This is a genomic window from Aureimonas sp. AU4 (assembly GCF_001463765.1).
Classification (GTDB): Bacteria; Pseudomonadota; Alphaproteobacteria; order Rhizobiales; family Rhizobiaceae; genus Aureimonas.
On sequence record NZ_BBWK01000039.1, the window covers coordinates 36725 to 60867 of the forward strand.

Here is a 24143-nt window from a genome sequence, read left to right on the forward strand (position 1 = left end):
GATGGGACAGAAGAAGCACAAGCCGGAAGAGATCGTCGCCAAGCTTCGGCAGGTGGACGTGTTGCTCTCGCAGGGCCGCCCGGTGGCGGAGGCGATCCGCACGATCGGCGTGACGCCGTTCACCTACTACCGCTGGCGCAAGGAGTTCGGCGGTCTCAAGTTGGATCAGGTGAAGCGCTTGAAGGACCTCGAGAAAGAGAACGAGCGGTTGCGCAAGGCGGTCTCGGACCTGACGCTCGAGAAGTTGATTTTGAAGGAGGCCGCCTCGGGAAACTGGTGAGCCCCGCCCGGCGTCGCCAATGCATCGAGCACGTCATGAAGGAGCATGGCGTGAAGGAGCGGCTGGCGTGCCGGGTTCTGGGGCAGCACCGATCAACACAGCGCAAGGTGCCGAAGGGTCGAGCCGACGATGCGGCGTTGACGGCCGACATCATCGAGCTGGCAACCTGCTATGGTCGATATGGATACCGCCGGATCACGGCCCTGCTGCGCGTTGCCGGATGGCTCGTCAACGTGAAGCGGGTCGAACGCATCTGGCGGCAGGAAGGGCTGAAGGTGCCGGCCAGGCAGCCCAAGCGCAGTCGGCTCTGGCTGAACGACGGCTCGTGCGTCCGGCTTCGGCCCGAGCGTTCCAACCATGTATGGTCCTACGACTTCGTGGAAGCGAGAACCCATGACGGCCGCAAGTTCCGCATGCTCAATGTGATCGACGAGTTCACGCGTGAGTGCCTGGCCATTCGCGTCGATCGGAAGCTAAGATCCTCGGACGTCATCGACGTCTTGTCGGATCTGTTCATCGTGCGCGGCGTGCCGGGCCACATCCGCTCCGACAACGGTCCGGAGTTCGTGGCCAAGGCGGTGCGCGAATGGATCACGGCGGTCGGCGCCAACACGGCCTTCATCGAGCCAGGCAGCCCTTGGGAGAACGGCTATTGCGAAAGCTTCAACTTGAAGCTTCGCGACGAACTGCTCAATGGCGAGATCTTCTACAGCATTGCGGAGGCGCGCATCATGATCGAAGGCTGGCGTCAGCACTACAACACGAGGCGACCACACTCGAGCCTGGGCTACCGTCCGCCGGCACCTGCCGCCGCGCCATGGCCGGCGGCGCCACCCCAACCCGCTTCGCTGGCCACCTCAACTGTGGCCGCCAAGCCCACGATGCATTAGTTTTGAACCGGGCCACCTAACGGGGGCAGGCCAACGTACTCATAACCCTTGCCGCCGCCGTTCAAGAACCATGTTCGCGTTAGCTCAGGGGGTAGGCTGTCGAAGTCCTCGGCGTCCAGGGTGGCCCACGCGGTGCCTTTGGGGTCCAGAGGGACACGAACAACGGGCTGGCCGCGCTCGTCATGTTCTCGGATGATGGGTGGTCTGCCTGTCGGCGTCATGGGTCTCCTCTATGGGGATAGCAAAAGGGCTCCTCAGGAAGTGCCTGGGAGCCCGAAGTGATTGGGGTTGGTGAGATGTCGGCGACTACAAACGCCGTTAATTCACAGGTGGACGGGATGGTGCCTCGGTATTTGCCTTAGGTCCCCCTAATAAATTAAGTTCATGATTTCGCTGGGTTTTGTAAGGAAAACGGGAGAGTTTCTTGCAGACGCATTTACGCTGGACGACGTAGGTCGCCGTGCACACGCCTGTCGTCGGTCATCCGTTATGCTGCTGTTCGCCGCATACAGCGAGCGTCCTAACGGCGCCGTGGAGGAATTTCTGCGCGGCGTCAGTGATTACCATGCCCACTCTGGTCAACACACAGATGTTTACTGCGTCGGATATTCGATAGATAGATACATCAAACCGGATAATTACGAAGGGAGAGAATTCAGGCTTCCAGCCTATTCTGAACCCTTGAGTACTTTTTATCCTGGGATATTCCATGAGGTCCGCTACGATCTACAGTCCCGCCTTCGTGGGTATTGGGAATATGATGGTGGGGTGCATGTTCTAGTATTTAGCACAACCGGGGATAGAGAGAACCCTGTTGATTGGGAATACTGCGCGGTAGTAACCTCTCGAAGGCATGTAGGCCGCATTTATGACGACGTTGAGCAAATGCTGCGCGACACTTTCAACCATGCAGAGCGTTGCGCCGAGGGGTTGAGCCCCAACGAACTCGGGCCGTACCTCAAGCGAAAGGAGATGCTAGCGGGTACACGCCGAGTCGCTTCGGCAATCGGCGGGGATATTTTGGGAGGTCTATTCGGCAAGTAATGGTATCGCTCTTAGGGCCGGCCGTTCATCCATTGTCGGATCTTGTGGTGGCCTCGTAGGCCGTACGCTTGCATCCGTGAATGAGGCAATTTAGGTTTCGACTGGTCCATGCTCAACATGGCGCGTCAGCACCGCGTCGGCATGCGTCATCCTTCGGCTAGAGGAACTAGGGCCACCGTTATGCAGACGGTGGTCTTCCTCGCCTCAAGCTTGGGTAGCTCCACTTGTTTCGACCTTCGCCGTAAGGATGCGGTGGACGCTCGCTTTGCCGATCTTAAGACGCGCCGCGATCTGTGCCATGCTCAGTCCCTCCGATGCCAAAGCCTTCACGTCATCAGCCTTAGCCTGAGCAGTCGGCTTGCGGCCCTGGTACTTCCCTTCACCCTTGGCCTTGGCGATCCCCTCGCGCTGCCGCTCCAGCATCATCTCCCGCTCGAACTGCGCGACCGACGCCAGGACGTTGAGCATCAGCTTGCCGGTCGGCGTCCCCGTGTCCACGCCCATGGCCTCGATCCGCAGCGCCACGCCCTTGGCGGTGAGCTTGGCGACGATCTCGCCCATATGGACTACCGAGCGGGCCAGACGGTCCAGCTTGGTGACAACCAGCGTGTCGCCCTCGCGGACGAACGTCAGGGCGGCCTCCAATTGCGGCCGGGAGCCCACGGAGGAGACCTGTTCGGAGAACACGCGGTCGCAGCCAAGGCGCTCCAGGTCGCGCTCCTGGGCCTCCAGGCCGGCCTCCTGGTCGAGGGTAGAGGTGCGGGCGTATCCGATCAGCATGACGGGGTGTCTCCAGACGGTGGGTCGTTCCAATAGGGTCTAAGACATTCTGCCATCGTCATTCCAAAAGTCAACAGGCATTCTAATGGTACGGCTTCGGGCCGGCGCTGGAACGGTCCACAAGAGCTTGCCCTGCGGAACGGGGGAGGACCCCCGGCGCATAGCCGTTAGCTTACAGTTCGGGTGATGTGTCCCGCTTGGCGAGCTGAATGAGTGGGATAGTAAGATCGGGCTTTGAATGGCCCTTTCGCCACCATACCCACTCTCCGACGCCTGTTTTCGAGGGGCGGTTTGCATTTCCTAGGTAATAACCGACGATGGTGTTGCCTGATAGATCGAGATGGCCTGTCAGCGTTCCACGATATCCGTTCTTCGCTACGGACGACCAAAGGCCTGTCACGAGACGGTCTTCGTCCAGTCGCAGATAAACAAGCCATTCTTCCCCTTGATATGTGTAGAACCCGGCGGCGTGGCGTCCAACTACCGACAGCCGAACTTCGCAATCATTCTCGTCTGGCCACTCGGTGCTTCCCTGAGCATACCAAGTATGGAACCAATCACCGCCAAGGCGTGAATTCCCCCAAATGTGCAATCGGCGCTTCGCCATGAAGCGGGCGATCCATTGCTGCGACAGGTCAACTATCGCAGGTTTCGCTATAGCAGCGGCCACGCCGAGCATGAAGGTGAGAGTGGGGACTACGAACTCGGGCATGGCTGGCAATCTGGCACTCTCGAAGGGAGTTTTGTGCGCGGCTTATATCGATAGGGACAGCGACACACCATCACAGCGGGTGGCATTCAAGGCCGCTCAAGCAGCTTGTGCGGCAGTGCATGCCGGCCAATCAAAGATCGCTTCCTCAGGGCTCCAGTAGGCCGCCCAGGTGGATCCGCCGATCCACGGTCCCCGGACGTACAGCGCATGCCGCGTGTCGATCTCGAAGCGGTCGTTAATGGTGAGGTGGAAGGACGGGGCAACGCGATAGAGGAATCCCAGGACGGAGCGCATGCGGGGGGACCTTCGGGGTGGGGGGCGCGATCGGCACAGGTAGTCGTTCGCCCACCCTGATGGGTGCGCGGCTGGTCGTGCCCTCGGGGACCTGAGGGGGCTGGGTGGGGTGGGCTGAGGCCGCTCGGCAGGGGCCGGCGGGGACCCCGGTACGGGGGTACTCCGCGCGAGCCACTCTATCGATTGGCCTCTCAGATTTTTCCGCTAGACATTTGGGACCCTGGGCCCCGCCTGCCTTGCAGGCAAAGTTCTAGGGCAGGAAATCCTGACCGGTCCAGAGGCCCGAAGTGGAATAATCAAGTTGACGTCTCACACATTCGAGTAGTTCGGAATTGTGAGAGGTTCCTAGCACCGGAAGTCTGAGGAAATTCCAACGGTTGGTTGCTGCGCGGCGCTGTCGTGTCATGTCTGTGAGAGGTTGGCCTTCAGCGCCTTTCAACGGAATTTATGCGCACACGGCCGTCAGGCCTTCTGGCTCCCGTCTGCATTGCCGGTTCGCACCTTGCCGACCTCATAAGCCGGCAGGCGTCCTATGGCCTCCTGCAGCCGCTCCAGGACGATCTTGCCGACGTACCGGTTGTCCTGCCCCTCCAACGTGTGTCCGGTGATCCGCTTCCGGACTGTCTCGGTCACGTCGTGGTTGGTCAGCTCCGTCACGACGCGGTGACGCCATCCGTGGTTCGGGCTGACCTCTCCGGATAGGACGCCAGGGATCTCCAGCTTGCGGACCCAATCCCCTAAACGGTTGGTCGTGACCGACTTGCGAGACCGCCGGCCGTCCTCGGCTTCCCCCTCCCGCTCCTCATAGAACAGACGGTCGGCCTTCTGGGTCTTTGCCCACTCGGTGAAGCCCATAGCCAAGAGCTGCGGGTGGATCGGGACCACTCGGGCCGATGCCCTGTTCTTTAGGCGACCGGCTGACGGCGCGATGTCGATGAACCAGATGTCGGTCTCGGGGTCCTGCTTCACGTCCTGTCGGCGCAGCTGGACGATCTCACCGGCTCGGGCCCCCGTGTGCGCTAGGAGCCATGGGGCCCAGCGGCGCAAGGCCTGCTTCTCTCTGAGGGACGCCTGGAGGACCACCTGGGCCTCCGTCAGCGTGAACCCGCGCTTGCCGCCGTCCTCATCCCTGCGCTCGACCTTGGGGGTCTCTAGGGCCGGGTTGGTCGCGATCAGGCGCTTCGCCTTCGCCCATCGGAAGATGGCCTTCACGGCGGCGAGGTGGGTCTCATTGATGGTCTTGGCACTGAGCCCCTCCGCAACCATCGCGTCGGTCCAGGCGATGATATGGTCCGGGGTGATGCTGGCCGCGTCGGTGACGCCCGCGTGGTCCGTCAGGCGCTTCACGCTGCGGGTCCACTCGGAGACCGTCTTGGGCGCATAGGCTCGCTCAGCGGCAAGCTTGGTGAAGAGAGATAGGAGCGAAGTGCCGCCCTTGGCGACCGGCGGCTTGGCCTGCAGTGCGACCACGGCTCCGCTCCAGTCGGGGAAGCGGCTCGCCACCGGGTCGGGCCGATAGTCGCCCTCCGCGTTCGCACCCAGCCGGTCGGCGGCATCGATCAATGCCTTCGCTGCGGCCTCCAGCAAGCGGCCCCGGCTCGCTGCGTCTATGTTGAGGCCCTGCCGGAGCAATAGGTCGTCCACCGTGGAGCCCAGCCACCGCTCAAGGCTACCGCTCTCGCTGGCGCGTTGGTGGGCCTTCACCACCTCGGCCCAGAACGCCGGCTCGCCGGGCTCGTCCTCCAGGTGAGCAACGAGGTCCCGGTACAAGATCCCGGAGAGCGCCACGGTCTCGCGATGGGTGAGGGAGGCGGGCCGGGCGCGCATCGCTGCCCACGCCTTCTCTAGGTACGCCACGACAGCCGCATGCCGGCTCCTGGCCTCGTTGGTGTCTCCTGTGCGTAGCGAGACACGAATGTCGATCGCCTTCTCCGACAGCGTGACGCGCACGGTGTCTGGGCCGATCGGGAGGGCGAGCGTTCGCCCACGCGCGGTCGCGACCAAGTCGGTCGGGATGCGCTGAATAAGCTGGTGAGAAGTGGTGCCTTGGCGCTTCATCGGACGGGGCATTGCGAGGGGCACTGTTTAACAGTCCTGTTGAACAGGCTGCTGACCCTAACCCTCTGATGTCGCGTAAGACTTTGGCTTCCCTGAACAATCAGGGGAATTGGTGCCCAGGAAAGGATTGCCCCTTTTCCGAGTACCGACTAGCAAAAACAACAACTTACACGCTGCTTTCCAAGGTCGTGTGTACCACCCGCGTGGATAGGTGTCACTGCGATTTTGGTGGCCGGCTTTCGTAGATATCGCAAATCGCTCGCCGTCATTAATGGGTGGAAAGCCGTCAGTCCGCTATGGGGTGCTCTCTGCAGGAAAGCTGCCGTGCGGCGTGCGAGCGATGGCGCAGTCGTGCCCGTTCTGCTGGTATGACGTCGCCGAAGCTTGTTGGACTACGGCCGGTGCGGAAACTCCAGCGACAATGCCGTGCCTCTATCGGATCGCCAGTCCGGCTTTGCACCGATCTGCTGCGACAGGGCCGCGATCAAGGCCATGCCCGTTCCCGATCCCGGGCGGGATCCGGACGCCACGTTCGGCAAACCCCCGCCGTTGTCGCAGATCCGGATCCAGAGCGCATCGCCGCGTTGCTTTGCCTCCACGGCGATCAGACACTCCGATTGTCGCTCCTCGTCCGTGAAGGCATGTTTCATGCTGTTGGTCGTGAACTCGTTGAGGATGAGCCCCAGCGGGATCGCCGTGTCGCTGGCGATGTCCAGATCCTCGATCTGGATGTCGAGGCGCACGGGTCGCACTCCGTGCAGAACCAGCAGACGTTCCAGCAGCTGCGTGGCGTAGGATCGCAGCGCCAAGCGGTCGGCCTTCTTGGTCGTGTAGACGTGCTCGTGCGCAAGGCTGAGAGCGGCGATGCGCCCGTCGATGATGCCCAACTCGTTACGCGCATCCTGCGTCGCCGCCTTGTTGCGTCGCATGCGCACCAAGCTGGCGATCACGGCGATGTTGTTCTTGATGCGGTGTTGCAGTTCGCGCAGCAGGGTCGCGTTGCGATCGTTGGCGTCATCGAGCGCGTGCAGCTTGTGAAGCCGGTCGATCACCGGTCCCAGGATGGTCGCATAGGTGCGCAGGAACTCGGTGTCCTCCTGTGTTGGGTTCCAAACGTCGCGGCTGTCGACTTGCAACAGTCCATAGGCCTTCCCGCCGGGCAGGAAGATCGGCACGTTGATCATACCCATGACCCCGGCCGCCTGCATGAAGTCCGGGATCTCGAAACGGTCCTCTTTTTCGATGTCCGGCGTGATGACTGGTTTGCCGGCAGCCACCGCAAAGGTCTCCGACGTCAACTCATCGCCCGCCAGATGGACCTTGCCAACGACGCCGCTCGGCCATCCCACACCAGCTCGAACGAAAAGGGTCGTAGCGCCCGGGCCCTCCTCGATCTCCAAAACCTTCGCCAGATCGGCGTGCATAGCCCGGCTGACCAGACGGCAGGCTTCCGTCAGCACGGCATCAAGGTCGTCGGTCCGCAGCGCGAACTCGCCGAAGTCCGCCAGCGCACGTTGGCGCGCGACCATCCGATCTCTGCTGACCATACCGTTCGTCCCACCGTTGCCCATCAACGGACGCTTGTGCGCAAGAGACAGACTAGCGCGCAACGATGTAGGTTGGAGACTGAGCGGATATCGCCTGAGCGAAGGCTGTCAACTTCAGCCTCGGCGCTTCGATATCAATGCATGTTGACGGGACGGTTGAATGGCCCGGGCCAAATTGGACCATTCACCCTGATGCAGCGTTGCCTGTTCTCATTACACCGATTGGAATACCCATGTCTGAACAACGCTACATCGCACGCTGTGGTACGGGCGGGTCCTGGTCCGTCATTGACCGTGAGACCAACCTAACCGCTCACCATCGCCGTCACCATATGTGCAACATGGGCGGCGACGAAGCCGACGCGGCGGCGGACATGCTGAATAGGCTGGAGCCCTGCAAAGATCCGTTTGCCCCGCACCCGTAGGGTTCGGGCCCCACCGGTAGCGTGCGCGTTGGGTAATTGCGAAAAACACGCGACCGCTACTCCGGGGACTGCCCCGGAACCAGGCCACCCGATGGGGTCGTCTTGAACCTGTCGAACGGGGCCCGGGTGTTCTGGTTTCTGGATGTGTCGGCCGGGCCGAGATCGGGGTAGCCGAACGAGCCATCCTCGGTCGTATCGACGGGGGAGCGCATCGATGTTTGGGCGCACGAGGATGCTGCGATCGCTGCCAGGGCAACGACGCCAAATGTCATGAACTTCATGTCGGGGATCACCTTCCAGCGCGGCGAAAGCGCCACGCCCACGAAGCCAAGCCTCGCCGGGATCGATCGTTCCGTCACGATCGGCAAGGCCGGTCAGATTGCCCGGTTCGAGTGACCAAACTTGCGGGTTGTCCAACCTATCTTGGCTGTTGGCAGACGGTCCTCTTGCCCAGCAGGCGCTTGCGGCACGTATCGCGCGATGGTTGTCGAGGCGACGGTACGACGGGGAGACGCTAGAGCGTACCGGTCGGCGCCAACCGTAGGCCCGCTCAGGGACGGGGACTGAGCGGGCCAGCCTGATACACCAGGCAGCGGAAGACCTGAACGTAGCCTCCGTATCGCACGTATTAGCAACCCAATCGTTGCGCGCAGCAAGATAGATCAACTACCCAGTCAATTGCTCCGGTTGTGCCTGACCGTCATTCTGCGGGCAAAGGGGCCGGACGTTTGAATCCGAACGTCCTCCGCACCAAAGAAGATCTCCGAGCGGTACGATTCCCATGCCGATCTCGGGAAACGATCGCGCCGCAACCCGCTGACGCGATAGCTTCACAACAAGGATGTGCCGCCAGTCCTGATAGATGCGCCCGAACATGCGGGCAACCTCGCGTGGGCCGACCTTCAAAATCTGGACGATCTTGCAACCGTCGAAGCCGACGACGCCGGTCAGCCCTCGCCTCTCGTTGACGCGATCGGCAATTGCCCAAATGGCGTCGATGTCGGCGGGGATGCACTCCTTCGCAATTTGACTTGTATAGGTCAGTTGGACAAGAATTGGGAAACGGTGGCAGCGTCCGACGCACGGGTCAATTGCCGAACTCGAGACTTTTTGGTGTCAGCTGGTGTGATTTGTAGCAACCAGCAAACCAGATCATGAGTCCAGGGGCGGGCTTCTCACCTTTCCCGTGTAATTGGTCCGCGTTCGGTGTGCCGTCGGGCGGTGAACTGCAGGGTGATCAGAACGCGTCCGATCTCGTCGGTTATCAGCGTCGTGACGTCGGCGTCGATGGGAAGATGACCATCGAGGTCCCGCAGGAGTTCGCCCATCGAGGAGACGGCGACCGACCAAGCCGCCAGATCGTCCGGCAGCTCCTGTCCCTCAGGATCGGGATGGCTGACGGTGCCGGACACCGGAAAGAAGTAGCGGGGCATGACAGGGTGTTCCGCGGCAACGACCCATCTGGTCGGATCTCAGCCCTGCAGCGCAGAGCAATGGACCTTGGGTAGTGCCGTACGTTTTGAGGTTACATAAGAACCGCCACCGAAGCGATAACCGCTTCAAAACCGTGGCTCCGTCGGTTCTGCTTCTCTTCTAAGTGGTGCGCCCTGGCGATCCCTGTTACGACCCAGGTTGGCCTTCAGGGAGTTTTTTACTGGATGGCAACCACAAACCTTCTCCTTCGCAAGCTAGAACGCCTGCATCCGCTGACGGCCGACGACCGGGAGCTTATCGAGCGTCACAGCCGGCCCTTGCGCGAGGTAGCAATAAGGCAGGATCTAATCCGGGAGGGTGATGTTCCGACAGACGTGTTCCTCATCCTGTCGGGATTTGCCTGCCGCTACAAGATGATCGAGGGAGGGCGGCGGCAGATTATGGCCTTCTTCGTGCCCGGTGACTTCTGCGACTTCCAGGTCTTCATCCTGAAGCACATGGACCACAGCATCGGAACGCTCTCGCGCTGCCAGGTGGTGCGCATTCGCAGGGACGCCATCCTAGAGATGACCGAGCGCCCCGCAATCGCACGCGCCTTCTGGTGGGCCTCGCTCGTGGATGCGGCGGTGTTGCGCGAGTGGCTGGTCAACATCGGCCAGCGCACGGCCGAGGAGCGGATCGGCCACCTCTTATGCGAGCTTCTGGTGCGCCTCCAGGCGGTCGGCTTTGTGCGCGACAACAGCTATGCCCTGCCCATCTCCCAGACCGATTTGGCGGACGCGCTGGGCGTCACCGTCGTCCACACCAACCGCATGCTAGCCGTCCTGCGTGAGCAAGGTCTGATCACGCTGGACCGTCACGAGTTGCTGGTGCGCGACGTCGAGGGACTGAAACGCAGAAGCGGCTTTGATCCGAACTATCTGCATTTGGAGCCGTGAGCGGGCAGAGCGCGAATGGCTGTTCTGCACCTCGCCAATGGAGTTCGATCATGGATCTCACCGACACCGAACGCGCGTTCCTGCGAGGAATGCGGGCGATCACCCTTCACGCCGACGGCTACGAGGTGTTCGTCGGTCTGTCATCCTCAGAAAGCGACGAGTATCTTGTTCTCTCGCGCCGAAACGAAGCGGGCGAGGACATGAGCGGAAGCGAGCGCTTCCTGTTCCTCAACGGTTTGCACGAGACCCACAGACAAAGCATCGTATTGGGTCAGGCTTCGATGGATCCGCCTTCGACACCACGGTGAACATGCGGGAAAGCATCGAAGTCCGGGCGCTGCCTTTTTAGCGCCTCGGATCGAACAGATCCGGCTGGTGCTCGGGTTTCGACAAAGACCGGACCTCGGTCAAGCGCTCCAGCGTCGCCGCCAACTCCTCCATCCGTGCCATGCCAACCCGCCTGTCGAGCAGTGGCCGTGGCGTCTCCAAACCCAGCGCTCGGCTCAACAGACGAAGCTCCAGCGCAACAATCAGAAGCTGGGTATCGAGGTTCGACTCCTGACGTCGGATCGGATCAGTCGTTGAGCTGTGGCGAGGAGCTGGCGCTTGTAAGATCGTCATCGAGCATGATCCTCGTTGCGGTGTGCCGGATGCAGGTCGGTCCGGTGGGCAGGGGGATTCCCCTACGCTCGCGATCCAGATCGTTCAGGAACAGCACCAGCGTGCGTGCGTGCTCCTTTGGCAGGCCTTGCGTGCGCTCGCTTGGCAGTCCGGCAGGCCAGTCCGTGAACACGTCCGCGATCGTCCACGTGCCATTCGCTTCAATGCGAGCGCGGTAGCGATCGTGCCTCACGTGTCGAGCACCCGGTGCAGCGGACCCGTCTTGGGCGGCCCACCCTGACGAAGGCGCTGGATATTGGCCTGTACGATGGTTCGGCAGTCCGACACGACGCGGTCCAGGCCATGACCGCCGGCGAGCGTGGTCGCAGCTTGGCCGAAGGCGTCGATCTTCTCACCCATCATCAGCCTGTACTCATCCCAGGCCGAACTGCCGCCTAGCTGAAGCTTTTGCAGGCGCAGGCCCACGACTTGGTTCGCCTCGATCGCAAGAAGCAGGAGGTTGATCAAAGGTGCGAGCATGGGCACAATCCCGTGGCAATACGCAACGTCATCGATGTCCGATGCCGTCCAATCCCGGGCGATCATGCGCGGCTCGTCGGCGGAGGCACCAATCTACATTGCGCTGCGCGCCTGTTTTGCCCTTCCACGTTTGATGAGATGACGAGCACCACGATTGATCAATGCATCAGGTCGGTCCACTTGACCCTCCCCAATGCGGGCCTTTCTGGTGCTAGACGCAGAGATGACCTGCTGAGGGTCGGACACAGGAGCCAGAACGTTGCCGTGCAACCGTTCGATTAATGGATAGCCAAGAGCGAGCCGTCGTACCGGGCCAGAAGGTCGGCAGGACTGTCGTAGAGCGCACTGGCTCCAGCCTCCCTCAGGATCCGATCGCTGAAGCCTCCCGTGCGCACCGCCAGCGTGCGGATGCCGAGTTGAGAAGCCGCTCCGATATCGTAGGGGCTGTCGCCGACGACAATGGCGTCCTTGGCATGAGCGCCGACCTTTAGAAGTGCCGCCGCGAAGATGTCGGGGTTCGGCTTCGAGCGCTCCGCGTCGCCTGCCGTGGTCACGGCATCGACCAGGCTGCGAACGCCCAGCATGTCGAGATGGGGCTCGATCTCGCGGCTGTCGCCGGACGTGGCGATCACGATCATCCAGCCGTCCTGCTTGGCCCGGCGAAACAGCGCGGCCACATCCGCAAAGGGCGTGACGCGGCGGGCATAGCTCGCGCTGTAGATGCGCCCGCGTGCCGCCGAGATCGCCGGACCGTCTTCGTCCACCGCCTTTGCGCCGATGAGGGCGGGCATCAGGTTGTCGCCGCCCATGCCGATGCGGCCGCGAACGTCTTCCAGCGAAATGAGGTGGCCGAACTCGGCGAAGGCCTTCGTCCAGGCTTGAGCATGCAGATCGTTGCTGTCGACAAGCGTGCCGTCGACATCGAACAGGATGGCTTTGATGGTCATGGGAATGTCCTTGGGATTAAACCCAAGTCCCTCACCACGCTTCCGTTCCCTAATGATTTGTAGGTCAACTACTCACGGCGCTCTAACGGCACGATGCTGCCCTCGTCGTTGACGGGCATCCCAACGCGCGGACAGGACAGGAAGAAACATCGTCACTCGTTGGCAGCTGCGCTCGGCAGAACGGCACCGTGCGATGTCCGCTATGCGATCAGTTGGGGGATCAAGCGGAATGACCTCAAAGGGTCGATAGCGGATGGACCGCTTCCGGTTGTCCGCTTCCACGGAGCTGATCGGTACGACCGGGTAGAAACCCGTCAATCGGCTTTTGAGCGAGCGTTTGCGGATAAGCAGACACTGCCTATGCGTCGTGGTAGCTCAAGCGTCCATGGACACGTCAGAACCCCAATGGCTGCGCTGGGCACGCGAACTGCAGGCGCTGGCCCAGTCCGGCCTGACCTTCACGCGAGATCCGTACGACCGCGAGCGATACGAGCGGCTACGCGACCTCTCCGCTGAGATGTTCCACCAGCACACTGCGGTACCGACCGAAGAGTGGATGGCCCTGTTCGGCAGCCAGACCGGATACGCCACACCTAAGATCGACGTGCGGGCTGCGGTCTTCGACGACGCGGATCGGATCTTGATGGTGCGCGAGCGCGCCGACAAGGGGCGCTGGTCGCTCCCCGGCGGATGGGCGGACGTGAACATCACCCCGGCGCAGAACGCGGTTAAGGAAACGCGCGAGGAAAGCGGCTACGAGGTCGAGGCGATCAAGCTGGCCGCGGTTCTCGACCGGACGTGGCAGCGCCATCCGCACGGCGTCTTCTCCTGCGCCAAGATGTTCTTCCTCTGCCGTCCCATCGGTGGCGCAGCGGCCACCAGCCTGGAGACGTCGGAAATTGGCTGGTTCGCGCAAGGCGATATTCCAGCCGACCTGTCGCTCGATCGCGTGCTGCCGTCGCAGATCGCACGCATGTTCGAGCACAGGCGCCGTCCCGACCTCGCAACGGACTTCGAGTAGGGGCCGAGGCCTCGTGGCCTGCCCCCTGAAGTAGGCTTTTCGAAGTTGCCCCGAGAGAACGCAGTCGATAGAGCGGCCTGCATGCGCACTGTCACATATGCCATCGGGGACATTCACGGCCGCCTCGATCTCTTGGACGCACTTCTTGCCAAGGTCGAGAACGACGCCGAGACCCGCGGCGCGCGTGCCAAGATCGTCTTTACCGGCGATTACGTCGACCGCGGTGCAGACTCTTGCGGTGTCGTCGAGCGACTGATGGCGGGGCCCAAACGTTCGCAGGACGAGTTCGTCTGTCTTCGCGGCAACCACGACGATCTCTTCGTGCGAGCCGTCACGTCGGGCGAGGAGGTGCCGGAGTGGGCCTGGCTCCTCTACTGGCACACCGTCGTTAGCTACGGGCTCGACCGCGAGTCCGCGAGCCGTCCGGACCCGACGCTGAGCCGCCACGCTGACTACCTCGCAGCCCTGCCCTTAACGCACGATGACGGCACTCATTTCTTCGTCCATGCCGGTATCCGGCCAGGGGTGGCGCTTGAACGGCAAGCCGAAGAGGATCTCCTTTGGATCCGGCGCGAGTTCCTCGATTTCGACGGACCGCTGCCGCGCCGAGTGGTGCACGGTCACACGATCATGGGCGACGCGCCCGTCCTAACCGCGAACCGAATCTCCATCGATACCGGGGCGTTCCAGTCCGGTCGTCTGACGGCCGCAGTGATCGACGGGCCCGATGTCGGCTTCCTGCAGGCGATCGGCGCGCCGGACCGGAGTGCCGTCGTGAGGGAGTTCGAGCTGCGCTCCATTCTGCACGGCCGGGTGGCGTCGCCGACGGAACGGCAGGCACGGTCCGACTATCTCGACGGCCGCATCGATCTCGCCGAGCTCGCGCAGCTGAGCGGCGGATGAGGCGAGGGCGGGCGGACGGCCGGCGCATGCCGGGGCGCAGTCTCCCCGCGTAGCGTCACCCGGTGGTGGGTTCCGGGATGTCGGCATCCGGGTGTGACGGCGGACCGATGGCGATGACACCAGGAGAACGAAGGCGCGCCCACCCTCCCGCGATCCGGCCTCGCCCTTGTGCAAAGCGTTCGCAAGCCCAGCCGAGAGGGTAGACATCGCGCGGGCGATCGCTTGCGCGATCTTTCGGACCGGACGCCGTGATGGTGACGTTGTTTTCGGATGGGATGTCAGGGCTGCAGCGCCTTCAGCACCGCATCCGTCGTGGTCACGACCGCGACGTTGCGCAGGGCGAAGTCGATGGAAGCGCGGTGCCAGTCGGCGTTCATTGTCGAGCAGGCGTCTTCCGGAACCACCATGACGTAGCCCTTGTCGGCACCGGTGCGGGCGGTGTGCTCGATGGACATGTTGGTCCAGGCGCCGGTGTCGACGAGGATATCCCGCCGCTCGGACCGCATGATTGTCTCCAGCCGCGTGCCCTCCCAGGCGCTCATGCGGTTCTTCTCGACGACATGGTCGCCCGGGTGGGGTTCGAGGCCTGTGACGGGTGCCGCGCCCCAGGAGCCGCGTAACATGGCACGCTGCTCGAGAGCGCCCGTGAAGAGCGGCGCGTTGCGCGTCATTCCGAGGCCGTTCGCTTCGACGACGAACCAGACATGGACGACCGGAATGCCGATGTCGCGGCAGCGGTCGGCAAGGCGCCGGATGTTTTCGATCGTTCCTTGCTCACGGCAATGGGTCGGAGCGCCCGAATCCGCGAACGCCCCGCCGTCAGCCACGACATCGTTCTGCATGTCCTGGATGAGGAGGACGCAGCGGGCGGCGTCGAGCACGAGATCGTCGTCGGGCATGGCGTTCTCTCCAAAGGACGTCGAACGGTCGGGGCAGGAAGGGGCTGGCGTTCAGCGGCGCATGTGCGGCTCGAGGCGGGAGCGGATGCGGGTGGTGACAGCAAACAGCGAATGCGTGGCAGCCAGGAACAGGGTGCGCCCGTCGTCATCCCCCCAGCAGAGATTGGCGACCTCCTCGGGGACGCGAAAGCGTCCGACGCACCGCCCCTCGGGATCGAAGACCCAGACACCGCCCGGCCCCGTGACCCAGACGTTGCCGTCCGAGTCGCACTTCATTCCGTCGGGAAGGCCGGGCACGTCCGCCTCCCGGATGTCTGAGGCGAAGACGCGTCCGGGCCCAAGCAGGCCGTCGGTCGTCACGTCGAAGATGCGGATGTTCGCCTGCACCGTGTCGTTGACGTAAAGGCGATCTTCCGAGGGCGAAAAGCAAAGACCGTTCGGCTGAGTGAAGAGGTCGCGCGCGACGAGAAGCTGCAGTCCTCCTCCATCCGCGGGGATGCGGAACACACCCTGCCAGCCCAGTTCTCGCGGCCGTTCAACGCCGAAGCCCGGCATTCGCCCGTACCAGGGATCCGAGAAGTAGATCGACCCGTCGGACCGCACGCACAGATCGTTCGGACTGTTGAGCTCGCGTCCCTCGAAGTGGCTCGCCAGGATCTCGCGCGACCCGTCGGGTCGCAGGCGGACGACCTGGGATGTCGAATGCTCGCAGACGAGAAGGTTCAGCTCCGCGTCGTAGGCCATTCCGTTGCCCTTGTTGGACGGGCGAGCCACCTCGACCACACCCCCGTCCTCGCTCCACCGCCGGCGGACGTCTCCCGGCATGTCTGAGAACAGAAGATGCCGCTCCACGGGATGCCAGACCGGTCCCTCGATGAAGTCGAAGCCGGAGCCGAGGCAGCGAAGCTGTGCCGATGGATCGATCAGCTTGCCGAACGCGCCGTTGTCCGTGGCCGGTGTTGTCATGGTCATTTCCGATGGAGGTCGCCGCGCCCGTAGGCGAGCAGCATGGCGATGATCACGGTGCCGTAGATGATCTGGCGGCCTGCTTCCTCCATCTGCATGACCGCGAGGATCGACTGCAGGAGCGTGATGAGGATGACGCCCGCGATGGTACCGAGATAGTTGCCGCGCCCGCCCAGGACGTTCGTCCCGCCGAGCACCACGGCCGCGATGGCGGGCAGAAGGTAGCTGTCGCCCATCGCCTGATAGGCCTTGGTCGAGTAGCCCGCGAGAAGGACCCCGGCAAAGGCCGCCGCCGCGCCGGACAGGACGAAGCAGCCGACGATGATGGCGTTCGTGTCGACGCCGGACAGGTAGGCGGCCCGCTCGCGGTTGCCGACGGCATAGACCCGCCGGCCGAAGGCGGTGCGGTTGAGGAGGAAGATGACCCCGGCCCCGACCAGGATCCACATGAAGAGCGCGTTGGGAATGCCGAGAACCGGCCGGCCGACGGCGAGGAAGTGCATGGCGTCGGTCGCGTGGTCCTGCGGCGCCGAGCCGCCGGTGTGCAGCACCATCAGACCCTGCACGACCGCATTCATGCCGAGGGTGAAGATCATTGAGGGCAGGCGGAGATAGGCGACGCCGAGGCCGTTCACGAGGCCGACGATCGCGCCGCAGAGGATGCCGACGGGAATGGCGAGAACCTCGCCGGGCGTGCCGTACCATCCGGCCACCGCCGTTGCCATCATCGCCCCGAGTGTCACCGTCCAGGGGATCGAGAGATCGATGTGCCCGATAAGAATCACCAGCATGGCGCCGGAGGCGATGACGCCGAGGAAGGCGCTGATCTGCAGCTGCTGGAGAAGATATTCTGGCGACAGGAACTCGCGCGAGTAAAGGGCACCGCCCGCCAGAAGCACGACGATGCAGGCGAAGGCGATGAGGACGGACCGGTCGAGGCCGAGGCGGACAAGGCGCGACTGGCTGGCCGCACGGGGCACTGTGGCGCTCATGCCAGGATCTCCAGCCGGTTGCGGATGCGAAGGATGCGCACGGCCCCGAGCGAGATCGCAGCGAGGAGAACAACCCCCTGGAACAACGGCTGCCACAAGGGATCGAAATCGAAGACGAAGAGAAGATCCTCGATCGTGCGCAGGACGAAGGCGCCGAAGACCGAGCCAATGGCCGATCCCCAGCCGCCGAAGAGCGAGGTGCCGCCGATCACCACGGCGGCGATCGAGTTCAGCGTGTAGGTGCCCGCGATCGGCGCCGAGGCCTCGCCGGAATAGGTGTTGAAGGTCAGCATCAGGCCGCCGATCGAGGCCAGAAGTCCCGACAGCGTGTAGGCGAGAAGCTTGGCGCGCTCGACCGGCACCCCGGACATGTAGGCCGCCTGCTCATTCGACCCGGTCGCATAAGCGGCTCGCCCGAGAACGGAGCGTCGGAAGGGAACCCAGACCAGGAGAACCACCGCGAGCAGCACGAGAAGCGCGGCCGGCACGGTATCGAAGACCTGCCCGGTCAAGAGGTCGGCGATGTCCGACTGCACGTCTCCGCCGGGACCCGGCCGGACGAAAAGGGCGATGCCGTAGAAGATCGCGCCCGTCGCGAGCGTGGTGATGATCGGCTGCAGCCGCCCGAACACGACGATCGTGCCGTTGAGGAACCCGGCCAGCGCGCCCACGCCGAGAACGGCCAGAATGCCGAGCGTTCCTTCCGTCGGCGTTCCGACGACCAGCGTCGAGGCAAGGCAGTTGGCGAGGACGAAGACCATGCCGACGGAGAGATCGAGCCCCCGTGTCAGGACGGGAAGCGTCTGCGCCATCGCGACGAGCGCCAGAAGCACCGCCTTGTTGGCGGCCGTCGTCGCCACCGCCGGCGTCAAGCCGACGGGATGGTTTGCGATGTAGATCGCGAACATCACGACGAACAGCGCAATGGAACCGAGAAGCCCGCGGTGATGCCGGACGAAGAAGCCGAGGTCCGTCATGCCGCGCGCCCACCGACGTTCAACGCGGTCTCGATCATCGTCGTCTCGTTCAGGGCATCGCCGGACAGCTCGCGGGCAACCGTCCCGCCATACATGACCAGAACCCGGTCGCAGCAGCCGATCAACTCGGCATAGTCGGTGGAGTAGAAGAGAACGGCGAGGCCTTGCCCGGCGAGATCGCGCAAGAGCCGGTAGATCTCCTGCTTGGTGCCGACGTCGATCCCGCGCGTCGGGTCGTTGAGAAGCACGATGCCGGGGCGTGTCATCAGCCATTTCGCCAGCACGACCTTCTGCTGGTTGCCACCGGACAGGTTGGAGACGGGCGCACGGGGATCGCCGGCCTTGACCTTCAGCCTTTCCACCATGTCTGCAATGGCCGCCGCCTCGCGGCTGCGATCGATGGACGGGCCGCTCCGGAACCGCGACAGGGCGGCCAGACTCATGTTGTCCTCGACGCTCATCGGAAGCATCAGGCCTTCGGTCTTGCGATCCTCCGGGATCAGAGCCAGCGGCAGATCGCAGCGCATGGCGGCACGCGGTCCCGTAAGCCTCACCGGCTTGCCTGCGACCTCGATCGAGCCGGAGACGTTCTTCAGGACGCCGAAGAGGGCGAGTAGCAGTTCGCGCTGACCCTGGCCGTCGAGACCGCCGAGACCGACGATTTCGCCCTTTCGAACATCCAGCGACACGTCGCGAAGCTCGCGCCCCCAGGACAGGCCGCGGGCCGACAACGCGACCGGGGCGTCGCCGGACGGGGCGGGCTTGTCGGGATAGGGGTGCGTCACCTCGCGCCCGATCATCATCTGGACGATCTCGTCGACCGAGCGCGCGCCCTTGCGGAAGGTTTCGATATGTCGGCCGTTGCGGAAGACGCTCGCGGCGTCGGCAAGATCCTCGATCTCCTGCATGCGATGGGAGACGTAAAGGATCGCGACGCCCTCGCCGCGCAGCCGGCGGATGATAGCGTACACGCGCTTCACGTCCTCGCTCGTCAGGGCCGACGTCGCCTCGTCGAGGATCAAGACCCTCGGCTTCTTGGCGAGCGCCTTCGCTATCTCGACCATCTGCCGGCGCGACAGCGGCAGGTTCTTGACCAGCTCGCTGGGGTGCACGTCCTCGCAGCCGACGAGTGCCAGAAGCTCGCGGGCGTGCTGCCGCTGCGCACGATTGGAGATCAGGCCGAAGCGGCGGGGTGGATCGACGATCGAGAGATTGTCGGCGACCGTCATGTCCGGGATCAGCGAGAGCTCCTGGAAAACGCAGACGACGCCGGCCTCCATCGCCTCCGTCGGGTTGCGGAATTTCACCTCTCGCCCGTCCACCAGGACCTTGCCCCCGCTCGGATCGGTGACGCCCGAGGCGATCTTGATCAGCGTCGACTTGCCCGCGCCGTTCTCGCCGAGCACGGCGTGGATCATGCCGGGGCGCGCGGCAAAATCGACACCCGCAAGGGCGGCGACGCCGCCATATCGCTTGGAAACGCCCCGGAACTCGAGGATCGGAACAGCCTCGGGACCCGCAGGCATGGACATGGCGCCCGGATCCGCTTGGGACAGGATGGAGAGATCGCGCAACGAAGACGCCCCTTCCGACAAAGGCCGTGGATCGGCGACTGGCGGCAGCGAGACGCAGCCGCCGGCCCGAACTTGCGGTGGCCGAGCCTACTGGTTGGCTTGGCTCTGCCCCATGATCTCCTGCGCGGTGAAGTTGATGCCGCAGGTCGGGAAGGAGTTGCCGACGAAGAAGTTGTCGGTCTCCCTGGAGTAGAAGCTCTCGCCGTCCTTGAAGTCGGGGTCGGAGACGATCGACAGCGGCAAAGCGATCGACTGCGGTACGATTTGTCCGTCGAGCGCGGCGAGTGCGGTCTTCATCGCGACGGCGACCTGGGCCGGACCGCTGCCGGCCGAGGTGCACTTCAACCCGTCCTTGGAATGCTCCGCGCAGAGCTTACGGAAGCCGTTCTCCGTCTCGCCACCCACCGGCACGAAGGGATGGCCGGCGTCGATCATGGCACGGACCGTTCCGGTCGAGCCGCCCTGGACGGACACGCCATCGAACTTCTTGTGGACCGCAATCGCGTCGGCGACGACCTTCTGGGCGGTGCCGTCGTCCCAGCGCCCGACGACCTCGACGCGCTCCCACGGACCCGGCGAGGCTGCCAGCACTTCCTGGATACCGTCGTGCCGGTCGCGGTCGACCGAGGTGCCGGTCACGCCACGCACTTCCAGGAGCTTGCCCTTGCCGCCCGGCACGTTCTTGACGAGCCATTCACCCCAGAGCTTGCCGAGGCCCTTCTGGTCGACGTTGACATTGATCGCCTCGTCGGAATCCAGCGTGTTGTCGAAGGCGACCAGCACCACGCCGGCCGCCTTGGCCCGCTTGATCACCGGCTTGAAGGCCGTCGGGTTCTGCGCGTTGACGATGACGGCGTCGTAGCCGGAGTTGATGAAGTTATCGACGGCGGCGATCTGGGCGGCGACGTCGTCTCCCGTCGACACCACCTTGAACTCCTTCAGCTTGGCCTTCACGTCGGGCTGCTCGGCATAGGCCTTTGCGGTCTGCACCATTTGGATACGCCACGTGTTGCCGATGAAGCCGTTGGCGAGCGCGATGCGGTAGGGACCCTCCTTCTTCGGATACTGGAAGAACTTGGTTTCTGCGGTAAGAGGCTTGTAGCATTCGGGATCGGCGCTTGGTCCGGCGACGATCTCGGGACCGGCGGCTTGTGCTCCTGCGGTCATGGCTAGCACGGCCGCGGTCGTTGCGAATGCCGCGACCAGACCGGCGGTGGCGTTTTTCTTAAAAGCTGTAAGCTGGATTGTCATATGATGGTTCCTCCCCAGGACACGATCAAACGAACCCCATACCCTCGACCCCCGAGGTCATGGGGAATGTCTTCCAACAAGTCGCTCAGCGCACGCGCATCGACCGCAGCCTGCCGGCCACCTCGGAACGAGCTTCGCGGCAGCCTCCCAGCCCGCCCCGAAAAACTCAGACAATCTTATTAGGATACGAGTCTTGCTGATGCGGCAAGAACATTTCTGGTGTTCCGCCTCGCTGTTGATTTGAACTGACCGACATGACGCTTGCGGACTGGGCCAAGCCGTTGGCTAGTTGTTCAGTCCCGGCATCTGTTGGCCCGTCTCACCAGACCGACAGGCTTTGCTTTGCTTGAGCAACCATGCTTCAGCGCTCGTCTCAATGCGCTACGGCAAAGTCGAACAAACCGCGCGCCATCAGCGCCGCAACGGTAGCCCCGGCATCCTGCAGTCCGACCGTCTTCTCACGGAATGCGGCGGCCTTTCCGTGTTGTGCCGTCATAGTCTTGGTGGCCTCTAACGCGTCCTCGGCCGTGCGAGCGCCCGTCGCCAGCGCGCTTGCCAGATCCGTTCCCGCAGCGGCTTGCGCCTCCATTTCCGCTGTCAAGGGATAGAGGACGTCGAGGATGGTCTTGTCACCCGGTTTGGCCTTGCCGCGCTCACCAATGCCATCCCGAAAGGCGGACCAGAAGATCGCGATCTCTGGGACGCCCAGCTCGGTCACGCCATCCAGCGCCTTGCCGGCCCGCATGAAGCCGGTGGCCGTCAGCGTTCCCATCGTCGAGGGCGCGGCTCGCGCCATCGCAGCGCCTGCCGTCTTGAAGCGTTTGGCAAGGCTGGCTTCGCTTCCCTCCGCGCGTACCGCCTCGAGCGCGGCGGCAAAGCCCTTGCTCATCGTGATGCCAAGGTCGCTATCGCCGACCTTGCCGTCGAGGGCGATGAGTTCATCGCGCTTTTCGGTGAAGAGTGTGCTCCAGCTCTCGAAGAGCGGCACGAGGTCGGTGCTGCCGATCGTGTGCATGGCGATCTCCCTAGCGTGCGACGTGCTTGAAGAAGGGGGTCGTCGCGCTCGATCCGACGAAGCCGTCGAGTTCATCGTCCAGACGCAGCACCGAAATCGAGGCGCCGGCCATCTCCATGGACGTTGCAAACTCGCCGACGAAGACGTGTTTGGCCTGAACGCCTTGCTCATCCAGTATGGCTGCGACGCGACGGAAGAGAATGTAGAGTTCCTCCAGCGGGGTCCCGCCCAAGCCGTTGATGAGGACGGCGGCGCTCTCCCCCCGTTCGAAGGCGAGTTCCGACAGGATCGGCTGCATCATTTCGTCGACCACCGCGTCGGCGGGCGCCAGCTTGGCGCGGCGGATGCCTGGCTCGCCATGAATGCCCATGCCGATTTCCATCTCATCCTCGCCGATCGAGAAGGTCGCATGCCCGATTTCGGGAACCACGCAGCTCGACAGGGCGACGCCCATCGTACGGGTCCGCGCCTTCGCCTTCTCGGCAACCCGTACGACCTCGTCCAGGGACAGGCCGGCCGCCGCCGCCGCGCCGGCAGCCTTGTAGACGAATACGATGCCGGCAACACCGCGCCGCTTGTGCTCTTCGCCGACGACCGATGAAGCGGCATCATCGTTGCCAACCACATGGCAAACGGCGATATCCTCCATGTCGGCCAGCTCTGCAGCCATCTCGAAGTTGATGATGTCGCCGCTGTAGTTGCCGTAGATGTAGAGAACGCCGGCCCCCTGGTTGATATGACGCGTGACAGAGAGCATCTGCTCCGCGCTTGGCGACTGGAAGACCCCTCCGACGGCCGCGCCATCCAGCATGTTCTCGCCGATGTAGCCGAGGAAGAGGGGGAGGTGGCCCGAACCCCCACCCGTCGCGATGCCGACCTTGCCGTCGACGGTGCGCGTGGCCACCATGCAGCGAGGGTCGCCCTCGACATGGGTCACTTCCGGATGGGCGCGGTAGATACCCTCCAGCATCTCGTCCACAAAATCCGTCGGCGCGTTCAGGAACTTTTTCATGTCAGGTCTCGCTGGGTGAAGGGAGATTGCGCTTCTGGCGCGTGACGAAGAAGGCGGCGGCCAGCAGGATGAAGATCCCGATCACAAGCCGCTGCCATGTGCTGGGGATACCAACCAGCACAAGGACGTTGTTGAGAACGACGATCAGCAGGACGCCAAGCACCGTGCCGAGCACAGTGCCGGTGCCACCTGTGATTCTCGCGCCTCCCAGAACCACGGCCGCGATCACGGTGATTTCAGTGCCGACAAGATCGAACGGGTTCGCCTGTCGATTGGCGCAGACATGGATGATGCCTGCCAGGCCGGCGAGGGCGCCAGCATAACCGAACACGAACAGATGGACGGTGCGCAGGCTGTAGCCGAGCCTTGCGGCAATATCGGCATTGCCGCCCATGGCGAAGATCGCACGACCCATCAGCGTGCGGTTCAGGATCCACCAGGTTACGAGCGCGGCGATCGGCAGGGCGAGGAAGTATGCGGGAAGAGTGATTGTTGCCCCGCTGGCCGCCTCGAAGCGCAGAAGGGCAAGGCGCCCGAAGGCACCCATCTGCGGCGGCAGCGACATGATCCAGACCGTGCCGATGAAGGCCAGCAGGAAACCGCGGAACAGGTATTGGGTGCCAATCGTCACGATCAGCGAGGGGACCCGCAGGTGGTGGACGAGAAGGCCGTTGATCAATCCTAGGAGTGCACCGCCAAGCGTCGCCATCACGAGGACGGCGGCAATCGGCAAACCTGGCAGGTACTTCTGCGCGACCAGCGTCATCGAATACATCGTGAAGGCGGCAATCGCCGTGAACGAGACGTCGATCCCGCCCGCCGCCAGGACCACCAACGTGCCCAGGGCAAACAAACCGATGACCACGCTGGCCCGCCCGATATCGATCAGTGTCGACGGCTGCAGAAAGGCAGGATTGGCCAACGCGACGCCGATGCAGATCGCGACCAGAAGAATGAAGGTAATCGTCTCGGGACGACGCCGTACGAGATCGCTCAAGCGGTGACCGGGGCCCGCCCGCTTCGGCGAGGCATCGCGCATACCCA

Annotated in this window: 24 protein-coding genes and 1 pseudogene; 6 read left to right on the top strand and 19 right to left on the bottom strand. The window is 63.5% G+C overall.

The features are described from left to right. Position 1: 1 nt before the first annotated feature. Positions 2–1170, top strand: a protein-coding gene (locus AUL35_RS12010) for an IS3 family transposase (RefSeq protein WP_156417962.1) whose coding sequence is annotated in 2 segments (ribosomal slippage) — positions 2–266 and positions 266–1170 — 1170 coding nt in all. Because the reading frame shifts where the segments join, the coding sequence is not laid out codon by codon here. A gap of 384 nt (positions 1171–1554) precedes the next feature. Then, positions 1555–2214 (top strand): hypothetical protein, encoded by a 660-nt coding sequence (locus tag AUL35_RS22140; RefSeq protein ID WP_156417963.1) that lies wholly within the window; start codon positions 1555–1557, stop codon positions 2212–2214. A gap of 204 nt (positions 2215–2418) precedes the next feature. On the opposite strand, the gene AUL35_RS12015 is transcribed toward AUL35_RS22140, so the two are convergent. The 8 genes from AUL35_RS12015 to AUL35_RS12035 all read right to left on the bottom strand — a co-directional run bounded on the left by AUL35_RS12015 (position 2419) and on the right by AUL35_RS12035 (position 9463). After that, the gene (locus AUL35_RS12015) at positions 2419–2994 is read right to left on the bottom strand and encodes a recombinase family protein (protein ID WP_062015088.1); all 576 of its coding nucleotides are present in this window, start codon (positions 2992–2994) and stop codon (positions 2419–2421) included. Positions 2995–3166: 172 nt separating this feature from the next. Then, positions 3167–3706: a hypothetical protein gene (locus AUL35_RS22145; protein WP_156417964.1), complete on the bottom strand. Its 540-nt coding sequence runs from the start codon at positions 3704–3706 to the stop codon at positions 3167–3169. Positions 3707–3802: 96 nt separating this feature from the next. After that, positions 3803–4000, bottom strand: coding sequence for a hypothetical protein (locus tag AUL35_RS12020; RefSeq protein ID WP_062015090.1), 198 nt, complete (start codon positions 3998–4000; stop codon positions 3803–3805). 462 nt (positions 4001–4462) lie between these two features. Then, the gene (locus tag AUL35_RS12025) at positions 4463–6058 is read right to left on the bottom strand and encodes a site-specific integrase (RefSeq protein WP_062015092.1); all 1596 of its coding nucleotides are present in this window, start codon (positions 6056–6058) and stop codon (positions 4463–4465) included. Between the two features lie 392 nt (positions 6059–6450). After that, a complete protein-coding gene (locus AUL35_RS12030) occupies positions 6451–7587 on the bottom strand; it encodes a sensor histidine kinase (protein ID WP_244493756.1) in 1137 nt (378 codons plus the stop codon). 499 nt (positions 7588–8086) lie between these two features. Next, the gene (locus AUL35_RS22150) at positions 8087–8398 is read right to left on the bottom strand and encodes a hypothetical protein (RefSeq protein WP_156417965.1); all 312 of its coding nucleotides are present in this window, start codon (positions 8396–8398) and stop codon (positions 8087–8089) included. A 298-nt stretch (positions 8399–8696) separates the two neighbouring features. Next, complete coding sequence (locus AUL35_RS23200; protein WP_082666289.1) at positions 8697–9122, bottom strand: BLUF domain-containing protein; 426 nt, start codon at positions 9120–9122, stop codon at positions 8697–8699. 83 nt (positions 9123–9205) lie between these two features. Next, the gene (locus tag AUL35_RS12035) at positions 9206–9463 is read right to left on the bottom strand and encodes a hypothetical protein (protein ID WP_062015095.1); all 258 of its coding nucleotides are present in this window, start codon (positions 9461–9463) and stop codon (positions 9206–9208) included. A 225-nt stretch (positions 9464–9688) separates the two neighbouring features. Here AUL35_RS12035 and AUL35_RS12040 point away from each other — a divergent pair, with 225 nt between their 5' ends. Both AUL35_RS12040 and AUL35_RS12045 read left to right on the top strand, forming a co-directional pair. Further along, positions 9689–10402, top strand: coding sequence for a Crp/Fnr family transcriptional regulator (locus AUL35_RS12040; protein WP_062015097.1), 714 nt, complete (start codon positions 9689–9691; stop codon positions 10400–10402). 50 nt (positions 10403–10452) lie between these two features. Further along, positions 10453–10710, top strand: coding sequence for a hypothetical protein (locus tag AUL35_RS12045; protein WP_062015099.1), 258 nt, complete (start codon positions 10453–10455; stop codon positions 10708–10710). 37 nt (positions 10711–10747) lie between these two features. On the opposite strand, the gene AUL35_RS12050 is transcribed toward AUL35_RS12045, so the two are convergent. The 3 genes from AUL35_RS12050 to AUL35_RS12060 form a co-directional block, all read right to left on the bottom strand. Then, positions 10748–11023, bottom strand: a complete 276-nt coding sequence (locus AUL35_RS12050) for a hypothetical protein (RefSeq protein ID WP_062015102.1) — start codon at positions 11021–11023, stop codon at positions 10748–10750. 228 nt (positions 11024–11251) lie between these two features. Then, the gene (locus AUL35_RS12055; protein WP_156417966.1) at positions 11252–11608 is read right to left on the bottom strand and encodes a hypothetical protein; all 357 of its coding nucleotides are present in this window, start codon (positions 11606–11608) and stop codon (positions 11252–11254) included. Positions 11609–11820: 212 nt separating this feature from the next. Beyond that, a complete protein-coding gene (locus AUL35_RS12060; protein WP_062015104.1) occupies positions 11821–12489 on the bottom strand; it encodes an HAD family hydrolase in 669 nt (222 codons plus the stop codon). A gap of 385 nt (positions 12490–12874) precedes the next feature. Between AUL35_RS12060 and AUL35_RS12065 the strand changes: the two genes are divergently transcribed. Together AUL35_RS12065 and AUL35_RS12070 are read left to right on the top strand one after the other, a co-directional pair. Next, on the top strand, positions 12875–13510 hold the full coding sequence (locus AUL35_RS12065; protein WP_062015106.1) for an NUDIX hydrolase: 636 nt from the start codon (positions 12875–12877) through the stop codon (positions 13508–13510). An 81-nt stretch (positions 13511–13591) separates the two neighbouring features. Continuing rightward, positions 13592–14413, top strand: coding sequence for a metallophosphoesterase family protein (locus AUL35_RS12070; RefSeq protein ID WP_062015108.1), 822 nt, complete (start codon positions 13592–13594; stop codon positions 14411–14413). A gap of 278 nt (positions 14414–14691) precedes the next feature. Here AUL35_RS12070 and AUL35_RS12075 read toward each other — a convergent pair. From AUL35_RS12075 to AUL35_RS12110, 8 genes and pseudogenes are all read right to left on the bottom strand, one after another. Continuing rightward, positions 14692–16278, bottom strand: a pseudogene (locus AUL35_RS12075) (isochorismatase family protein). Positions 16279–16280: 2 nt separating this feature from the next. After that, positions 16281–17270: an ABC transporter permease gene (locus AUL35_RS12080; protein WP_062015110.1), complete on the bottom strand. Its 990-nt coding sequence runs from the start codon at positions 17268–17270 to the stop codon at positions 16281–16283. Continuing rightward, positions 17267–18247 (bottom strand): ABC transporter permease, encoded by a 981-nt coding sequence (locus tag AUL35_RS12085; protein WP_062015111.1) that lies wholly within the window; start codon positions 18245–18247, stop codon positions 17267–17269. The genes AUL35_RS12080 and AUL35_RS12085 overlap by 4 nt, the downstream gene beginning before the upstream one ends. After that, a complete protein-coding gene (locus AUL35_RS12090) occupies positions 18244–19773 on the bottom strand; it encodes a sugar ABC transporter ATP-binding protein (RefSeq protein WP_062015161.1) in 1530 nt (509 codons plus the stop codon). Before AUL35_RS12090 ends, AUL35_RS12085 begins: the two co-directional genes overlap by 4 nt. Positions 19774–19908: 135 nt before the next feature. Then, the gene (locus tag AUL35_RS12095; protein ID WP_244493760.1) at positions 19909–20988 is read right to left on the bottom strand and encodes a sugar ABC transporter substrate-binding protein; all 1080 of its coding nucleotides are present in this window, start codon (positions 20986–20988) and stop codon (positions 19909–19911) included. A 457-nt stretch (positions 20989–21445) separates the two neighbouring features. Then, positions 21446–22087, bottom strand: coding sequence for a dihydroxyacetone kinase family protein (locus AUL35_RS12100; RefSeq protein ID WP_062015114.1), 642 nt, complete (start codon positions 22085–22087; stop codon positions 21446–21448). Between the two features lie 10 nt (positions 22088–22097). Further along, positions 22098–23099 carry a dihydroxyacetone kinase subunit DhaK gene (locus AUL35_RS12105; RefSeq protein WP_062015116.1) on the bottom strand — a complete coding sequence of 334 codons (1002 nt, stop codon included), beginning with the start codon at positions 23097–23099 and terminating at the stop codon, positions 22098–22100. A 1-nt stretch (position 23100) separates the two neighbouring features. Then, positions 23101–24138, bottom strand: coding sequence for an ABC transporter permease (locus tag AUL35_RS12110; RefSeq protein ID WP_374754495.1), 1038 nt, complete (start codon positions 24136–24138; stop codon positions 23101–23103). Between the last annotated feature and the right edge of the window lie 5 nt (positions 24139–24143).